We start from the raw sequence: 8,002 nt of genomic DNA, 5'->3' as shown, positions 1-8,002 counted from the left end.
CCCACCCCCCCTTCGCCGCACAAACCCATTACCCAAAAGATCAAATAAATTATTTACAAAACATATAGTTACACAAAAAAACCTCATGCCCCCCCTCATTCTGGCACGCAGCCTGCTTCAAACCGGATGGGAGAACACCCCACAGACGAAGGACCAGCGGACCCCACCCCGCTCTCACTGAACCAGCACGAAGGAGACCGATCATGAAAACGCATCGACTGTTGCTCGCGATGCTCTGCACCGGGGGACTCACCCTGGGTGCCAGCAGCGCCAGCGCCGCCGTCATCGACTTCGATATGAACCTGGGCGCCACCGACGACTACAGCGGCACCGTGGATAACGTGCGCCGCATCCAGTTCGACCTCAATACCCAGACCTTCCAGTACGTGGCGGATCCCGCCAACCCGGTGCAGGCAGGGGACACCTTCGTGGACCGCGGCTACGGGGATGCCACCTCCTACCGCACGGCCGCCGGCGGGGCGGCACCCCAATCGGGACCGAGCTTCCTGGGAGGGAACTACTCCATGGGCCTGATCTGGGAGGAACTCAACGGGGTCATCACCGGAGCCAATGACGTGGGCGGCAACTGGGTGGTCAACGCCCGCTATACCGGCACCAATGGCGGCAATTTCAAGCTCTATATGTCCGATCTGAGCCCTGGGTTCGGACAGGACTACGACGGTGCCAAGGCCCACTATGAAGGCGGCCAGTTGGTGATGGAGCTCTCCCTCAACTCCGGTAACAGCGTCCTGGAGTTCGAGGAGCAGGGCGGGGCCTTCGTGGAGGGGACCTTCACCTTTGAATTCCAGGTGGACTATGCCCTGGAAGGACTCTTCCTCACCCAGGAGGGGGATGACTTCGCCGACCTGATCGAGGACGGGGAAGGCAACCCCACCTTTATGGTCTCGGCCTTCGCCAGCGCGGGCACCATCCAGGAACCCGCTCCCGAAACCTTTTTCGGGGAGGACATCAACAGCGACGTCTTCGGCGAAACCCGCAACGAACAGACCCTGTTCAGCGAGACCCAGTCCACCCATGACGGCAGCCTGCGGTTCGCCGTGCCGGAACCGGGCTCCCTGGCCCTGATGGGGACGGCCCTGCTGCTCCTGGCCGGCTTCGTGGGGGCAGGCAACCTGCGCCGCCGCAACCAGGGCAGTGCCGGCATGGACCTGGCCGCCGCCTGATCCATCCGTGCCCCTTGGGCGGGGGTTACCCCCGCCCAGCAACACGAAGGCCCCGGTTTTCCGGGGCCTTCTTCTTTACACCTTTACACCAGCCTTCTTTACGCCAGCTTTTTACACCTTTACCAGCGTTCCAGGGTCACCTCAGTATCACGGCGGCCCCTCAAGCCGGACCGGTGACTCGGGCATACGCATCCTGCCGCGGCATCCCCCCAAGAACCCACCTGTCCGGAGCCGGAGGCCCCGCGTAAGCACCCGGGGCCGCCTTCCCTTCCCTTTCTGAACGGGAAATGACGGGGTCAGAGCCTACGGAGCAGATGTTCGGCCTCGTCCCGCTCTTCGAAGTCCTCAAAACGCTCCAGCAGGCGTGTGAGCCGCCCCCGGGCCATGTCCTGATCCCCCGACTCCGCCTCGGCCCAGGCGAGATGGTATTCCAGACCGGGACGGACCTCCGGTGCCAGATCCCGGGCCCGATTCAGGGTCTCCCGGGCCTCCCCGGGCTTACCGGCATGCAGCAGGACCACCCCCAGGGTATCCAGGATGGGAGCGGCCTCCGGTTGCAGCCGGGCCCCGCGGCGGGCGTATTCCAGGGCCTGATCGGTATCGCTGGCGCGCAGCAGCCAGGCGGCGTTGTTCAACGCCACGGGATCTTCCGGATGGTGTTCCAGGAGCTGGCGATAGGCCTCGGCTCCGGCCTGCTCCCCCTCCCGGGCCATCGCGGTGGAGGCCATGGTATGCCACATGGCCAGATCCCCCGGATGCCCCTGCAACCACTGACGGCGGGCCTGTTGTGCAGCACCCACATCACCGGCCCCTTCATGGGCCTCGGCCAGCGCCACCACCCAGCTACGCTCCTGACGTTCCCCGCTCAGAGCGCGCCGAAGATACTCCACCGCCTTTCCGGAATCGCCCTGTTGGAGGGCCGCACGGCCGATCAGAGCCAACACTTCCGGATCTTCTGGCCGGGAGGCCAGCAGGCGGTCTACATGGGGCAACGCCCGATCCACCGCCCCCTGTTCCAGCAGCAGCCGTACCAGCCCCATGCGCGCCGTAAGGTGTTCCGGATCCTGGTCCAGAATCCCCTCCAGGGTATCCCTGGCGCCGCGTTCATCCCCTGCCCGGGCCTGGGCCTCGGCAAGGCGGATCTTCAGCCCGGCATCCCCCTGCGCCGCAGCCACGGCCTCCCGGAGCAGTCGCCGCGCCGGTTCACGCCTCTTGAGTCCCAGATTCAGGTCGGCCAGGGCATACAGGACCTGCGCATCTTCTGGAAACCGCTCCTGCGCCGAACCCAGGGTCTCCAGGGCCTTTTCCCCCGCACCGGATTCCATCTGCAGTCGCGCCAGCATGAGCGGCAGTTCCACCGCCTCGGGGTTGGCCTTAATGGATCGTGCCAGGCGCTGCTGCGCCAGTTCGGGTTCGCCGGCGCGGAGATCCAACAGCGCCAGACGCTGTGCCGTGCGTGCATGTGCCGGATTCCGGTCATGGACCGTAGCCAACAACTCGCGCGCGCGCTCTTCATGGCCGCTGCGCAGTTCAAGACCCGCCAGGTTCATGCGTACCGAGAGGTTGTCGGGGTCCAGTTCCATGGCTTGCTGAAAGGCCCGGCGGGCCTCGTCCTCACGCCCCAGGCCCATCAAGGCAGCTCCCGCGATATTGCCGGGAAGTGCGGCCCCGGGCAGGACCTCCTCCAGACGCCGGGCGGCCTCCAGGGCCTGTTCGTACTGCCCCCCCTGCAACAGCATCAGGGCCGCAGAGGCCTCGGTACGGGCCTGGTTTTGGGGATCGTTGTTCTCCCCACTGGCCACCCGAAGGGTATTCATACCCTCATCGATTTGGCCATCCCTCAGCAGGGCCGCCGCCAGCAGCTGCCGCAACTCGGCACTGCCGGGATCCCCGGCCAGGGCCTCGCCAAAGGCCTGGGCCCCACCCGACGCATCCCCACTCCCCAACAGCAGACGGCCCTTGAGTTCGTACAGGTCTGCTGGATTGCCGGGATAGTTACGGGTCTTTTCCTCCAACAGGGCCAGGGCTGGCTGCATCCGGCCCTGCTCCGCGTACAGCAGGACGAGGGTCTGCACCCCCGCCAGGGAATACGGCACCTCCCCAAGGTGACGTTTGAGGTAATACTCGGACTGTTCGGCATTACCCAACCGGCGATGCACCTGCCCCAGGGCAAGCAGGGCGGGGGCATAGTCGTTCTGTCGACCCAGGGACTCCTCCAGGCTGCGGCGGGCCTGCGCCAGACGGCCCGCCTGCAGATGCAGCATCCCCTCCAGGTAATCGATCCCCGGATGCCGGGATTCCCCTTGTTCCAGGGTATCCAGATCCTCCCGGACCCCCTCGAGATCCCCCATCTCCAGACGCACCATAGCGCGATACAGATGATCCGGCCCCGGCAGTGCCCGGGTGGCGATGGCCCGGGTGTAGGCCTGTTCGGCCCCCTCCCGATCCCCCCGCAGGCGGCGATGATTGCCCAGGGCACTCCAGGCGGGTCCCAGTTCCGGATCGGCCTCCACGGCAGTCTCCAGCCAATGTAAAGAGGTGTCCCCCTCCCCCCGGGCCAGGGCAAGGCGAGCCTGGGTCAGGGCCCGCAGGGCGCGACCCGCCTCTGCATCCCCACTCTCTGTGAGGGATTGCCGGGCCAGGTCCCGGTTCCCTGCCGCGGCATGGGCATAGGCCTTGAGCGCGTGCAGGCGGGAGGCATCCCCGGGAGAGAGGCCATCGGGCAGCGGCCATTCACGGATATCCTCCCAGCGCCCCGCCTCCAACAGGGCCTGCCCCATGGGCCAGGCCTGACGTGCCGGTTCCGCCCCCAGTTCGATGGCCCGGACCCATTCGTCATAGGCCGCATCCGGATTCCCCAGTTCCAGATAGGTCCGGGCCAGCAGGCTGCGCCCTTGAGGGGATTCTGGATTCGCCTGCAGTGCGTTGAGCAACTCGATGCGGGCCGCATTGAACCGTTCTTTTTCCAGGAAGACCTCGGCCCTGGCCAGATGCTCCGCCTCGCTCTTCGGGGACGTATCCCCGCAGGCTGTGACCCCAAGAAGCAGCGCCACCGAGCAGGAAAGGGCCAAACCCCGCGCGGCACGCCCCGACCTTTTGCCAGCCGTCCCGCCTTCCCGGTACCCAAAGCCCGGGAACGCACCCGGTGTGTGTCTGTTCGTGTCCATTTCACCTCTCTCCAGGTTCCTCAGGGTCAATCTCCGTTCCGCCCAGGGTGACGGATCACGGGCCGTTGAAGCCGGGCTTACGCAGGGGATGCACCACGGCTCCTGTCCAGATCATGCTTCTTCATCAGGTCGTACAGCGTCGGGCGGCTCACCCCCAGCAGTTCCGCCGCGCGGGAGATGTTGCCGTCCACCATCTGCAGGGCGTGACCCACGGCGCGGCCCTCGGCCTCGTCCCGCACGCGGCGCAGGTTGAGCATCAGGGGCTGGTCGGCGTCCGGGGACAGTTCCAGGTCCTCGGCGGTGACCTGGCTGGCGTCGGCCATGATGACAGCCCGCTTGACGCGGTTTTCCAGCTCGCGGACGTTGCCGGGCCAGTCATGGCGTTCGATGGCCTGGATCGCGTCCTGGGAGAAGCCCCGCACCGAACGGCCCTGGTCCCGGGCATAGCGCTGCAGCAGGGCCCGGGCCAGGAGATGGGCGTCGCCGGTGCGGTCCTTCAGGGGCGGGATATGGATGGTGATCTCGCTGATGCGGTAATACAGGTCCTCGCGGAAGCGGCCCTCGCTGATCAGGGCGGAGAGGTCCTGGTGGGTGGCGCAGACCACGCGCACGTCCACGGGGATGCCCTCGCGCCCCCCCACGCGCTCGATCACCCGCTCCTGCAGAAAGCGCAGCAGCTTGGCCTGCAGGGCCTGGGGCAGGTCGCCCACCTCGTCCAGGAACAGGGTGCCGCCGTCGGCGTACTCGATCTTGCCTTTGGTCTGCCGGTTGGCGCCGGTGAAGGCCCCCTTCTCGTAGCCGAAGAGTTCGCTCTCCAGCAGGTTCTCCGGGATGGCGGCGCAGTTGATGGCGATGAAGGGCCCCTTGGCGCGCGGGCTCAGGCCATGCAGGGCCCGGGCGATCACCTCCTTGCCGGTGCCGCTGTCCCCCAGCAGCAGGGTGGTGGCATCGGTGGGGGCCACCTTCTCCACGGTGCGGCAGACCTTGAGCATCTCGGGGCTGCCGGCCACCAGCCCGGGGAGCGGCTCCGGGGTATCCCGGCGGGCGAGGCGACGGTTCTCCGCCTCCAGTTCGAAGAGCCGGTGGGCCCGCTGCACGATGAGGTTGAGGAGATCGGCATCCACGGGCTTCTGGTAGAAATCATAGGCCCCCATGGCCACGGCCTGTACGGCGTTGTCCCGGTCATTGTTGCCGGTGACGACGATGACCTTGGTCTCGGGGGCCAGGGCCAGCATCTCCTTCAGGGCCGCCAGGCCCTCGCTGGCCCCGCCCGGATCCGGCGGCAGGCCCAGGTCCAGGGTGACCACCCGGGGCTCGCCGCGGCGCAACTGGGCGATGGCCTCCTCACGGTCCTTCGCGGTGAGCACCTCGAAGTCCTCGAAGCACCACCGCAGCTGGCTGAGCAGGCCGGGGTCGTCCTCCACGATCAATAGGGCGGGTTTTTGCTGTGTGCCTCCGGTCAAGGTCTGGGTGCCTCACTGGCTGATGTGAAATGCTGTTGCCGCTCAAGCCCCACGGCCAACGGTATGCTGATCCGGAACCGGGAGCCCTGGCCGGGTTCGCTCCAGACCTCCAGATCCCCCCCCAGGGCGCGGATGAACTCCCGGCTCTCAAAGGCGCCGATGCCCATGCCGGTGAGTCCCTTGGTGGTGTCGAAGGGACGGAACAGGCGGTCACGGATGAATTCCGGGGTCATGCCGGTGCCGGTGTCCGTGATCTCGACATGGGCGTTGCGGCTGTCCCGCCACAGGGAAAGATCCACCTGCCCATCGCCGGCGGTGGCCTCCTGGGCGTTCTGGATGAGGTGGTTGAGCACGGAGCGCAACCTCTCGCGGTCGGCCAGCACGGGGCATTCCTCTCCATTGTGCGCCAGTTGCGGACGGGGTGCACGACCCTGGGCATCCGCCACGGCCTGCTCCGCCAGTCCCGTCAGATCCACGGCTGTGGCTTCGTGACCGGGATCCCCGCTGCGCAGCTGCAGCATGAGCCGGTTCATGCGCTCCACGGCGTTCTCCACGGTGCCGATGGCATCCTTGAGGAAGGCCGGGTTGTCGCCATGTTTGCGCGCATTGCTCGCCACCAGGGAGAGCTGGGCGATGATGTTTTTCAGATCGTGCACCACATAGGCCGAGAGGCGGTTGAAGGCCTCGAACTGACGGGCCTCGGAGAGCGCCTGCAGGGCTTCCATCTGGGCCAGGTGGCTGGCCGCCTGCATGCCGGCGGTCTTGAGCAGATCCCGGTCCTCCCAGTTGATCGCCTTCAGGGCCCTCGAGGGGGCCAGGAGCACGAATCCCAGCAGATCGTCCTCCTGCCTCAGGGGCACCAGCAGCCAGACGCGGGCGTCCGCCGCCAGCCACCCGGGCAGCTCCAGGCCGGGATAGTCCTCCGGGTGGGCGCGCACCTCGGGCAGATCCAGCACCCAGCCGGTCTGGGCCAGATAGCCCCCGAGGGCGCCATCCCGGGGTTCCCCCGCCGCCGTGGGTGGGGCCATGTTCCACTGCGCCACCGGCCGGAAATCCCTTCCACCATCGCGCATCCACAACTGCCCCCCCGGGCTCTCCACGATATCGGCCAGGGCCCGCACCACCCGGTCGGGCAGCCCCTCGCGGGAGCGGCTGTCCGACAGGGTGTGGATGAACCGCAGCCATTCCTCCCGATAATCATATTTGTAGTTGAAGAAATGCTTGCTGACGAACACCCGGAAGCGGGAACGCAGGTGGCCGGAGGCCCAGAAGACCAGCACCCCGAGGAGGGCGGCGAAGAGGAAGACCGCCTGCAAAACGGTGCCCCATTCACCGCCGAAGGTCCGCAGATAGTATCCGGCGGCGGCCATGAGCAGCAGGTAGCCCCCCGCCCCCAGCAGGGTGGCGGTATGGAAGACCATGCCCCGGGAGACATAGACATCCAGGGACCACTGGGGGTTGCGGGCCGCGGAAACGGCAATCAGGGGCACCACCAGGGCACTGACAAAGCCCCGGGACGCCCACAGCCCCCCGGAGATCTGGCGGAACAGCAGGCCCTCGGCATAGAGGTAGAAATCGAAGCCGTAGATCCCCAGCAGGGCGAGACAGAGATACTTGACGGCCCATCGGGCCTCGGTGGTGCTGTTGCGGAAGATCTGCTCCACCAGCAGCAGGACCGCCAGGGCCACCAGGAGCTTGCCCGCCAGCAGGACATCGCCGCGGGATCCCCCCGGAGGCAGCCAGGGCAACAGGGCGGCGTAACAGGCCAGCAGGGCCACCAGGAGCAGGGCGCCAAGGCCCAGGGCCCGCAGCGGGGGGCTCAGGCCCGCCGCACCCCCCGGCAGGGCGGAGACGGCGCCGGTTGCATGCCTGTCGCCACGGGGCGGCCCCGGCCGGGATGGCACCTCGGCGCCGTCCGGACTGCGGGCCTGGCGGATCAGGCCCCACAGGAAGGCGATCCAGGCCGCGTCCCGCAGCAGTTCGGCCAAAAAGACCACCGGGATGCCCACGACCTCCGGATAGGCCGCCCGCAGACCCAGCACCACCGACCAGATCAGTCCGGCCAGGGCGGCCAGGATGAGCAGGGCCCCCTGCACCCGGCGCTTCCAGCCGATGGCAAGGACGGCCACCAGAAGCAGGTTCGCGACCGCCGCGACACCATAGCCCGTGACCCCCACGTCCATGCTGG

General features: G+C 67.3%; 4 protein-coding genes. 1 reads left to right on the top strand and 3 read right to left on the bottom strand.

Going from position 1 to position 8,002, the window contains the following annotated elements:
• Nucleotides 1-203: 203 nt before the first annotated feature.
• Nucleotides 204-1,184 (top strand): PEP-CTERM sorting domain-containing protein, encoded by a 981-nt coding sequence (locus tag CKO33_RS08720; protein WP_242472555.1) that lies wholly within the window; start codon nucleotides 204-206, stop codon nucleotides 1,182-1,184.
• Nucleotides 1,185-1,480: 296 nt separating this feature from the next.
• On the opposite strand, the gene prsT is transcribed toward CKO33_RS08720, so the two are convergent.
• From prsT to prsK, 3 genes are all read right to left on the bottom strand, one after another.
• Complete coding sequence (prsT, locus tag CKO33_RS08715) at nucleotides 1,481-4,255, bottom strand: XrtA/PEP-CTERM system TPR-repeat protein PrsT (protein WP_200181555.1); 2,775 nt, start codon at nucleotides 4,253-4,255, stop codon at nucleotides 1,481-1,483.
• A 173-nt stretch (nucleotides 4,256-4,428) separates the two neighbouring features.
• On the bottom strand, nucleotides 4,429-5,814 hold the full coding sequence (prsR, locus tag CKO33_RS08710; protein WP_242472554.1) for a PEP-CTERM-box response regulator transcription factor: 1,386 nt from the start codon (nucleotides 5,812-5,814) through the stop codon (nucleotides 4,429-4,431).
• Nucleotides 5,811-7,997, bottom strand: a complete 2,187-nt coding sequence (gene prsK / locus CKO33_RS08705; RefSeq protein ID WP_200181553.1) for an XrtA/PEP-CTERM system histidine kinase PrsK — start codon at nucleotides 7,995-7,997, stop codon at nucleotides 5,811-5,813. Before prsK ends, prsR begins: the two co-directional genes overlap by 4 nt.
• Nucleotides 7,998-8,002 lie beyond the last annotated feature (5 nt).

The sequence above is a fragment of the Ectothiorhodospira mobilis genome (assembly GCF_016584115.1).
Taxonomy (GTDB): domain Bacteria; phylum Pseudomonadota; class Gammaproteobacteria; order Ectothiorhodospirales; family Ectothiorhodospiraceae; genus Ectothiorhodospira; species Ectothiorhodospira mobilis.
Note: the sequence above shows the minus strand (reverse complement) of the source record. Positions and strands in the feature narration are given on the sequence as shown.

Bases quoted from the DNA above. Each gene is read 5' to 3' on its own strand.
- prsK (WP_200181553.1), bottom strand. From the start codon at position 7,997: ATGGACGTGGGGGTCACGGGCTATGGTGTCGCGGCGGTCGCGAACCTG.
- CKO33_RS08720 (WP_242472555.1), top strand. From the start codon at position 204: ATGAAAACGCATCGACTGTTGCTCGCGATGCTCTGCACCGGGGGACTC.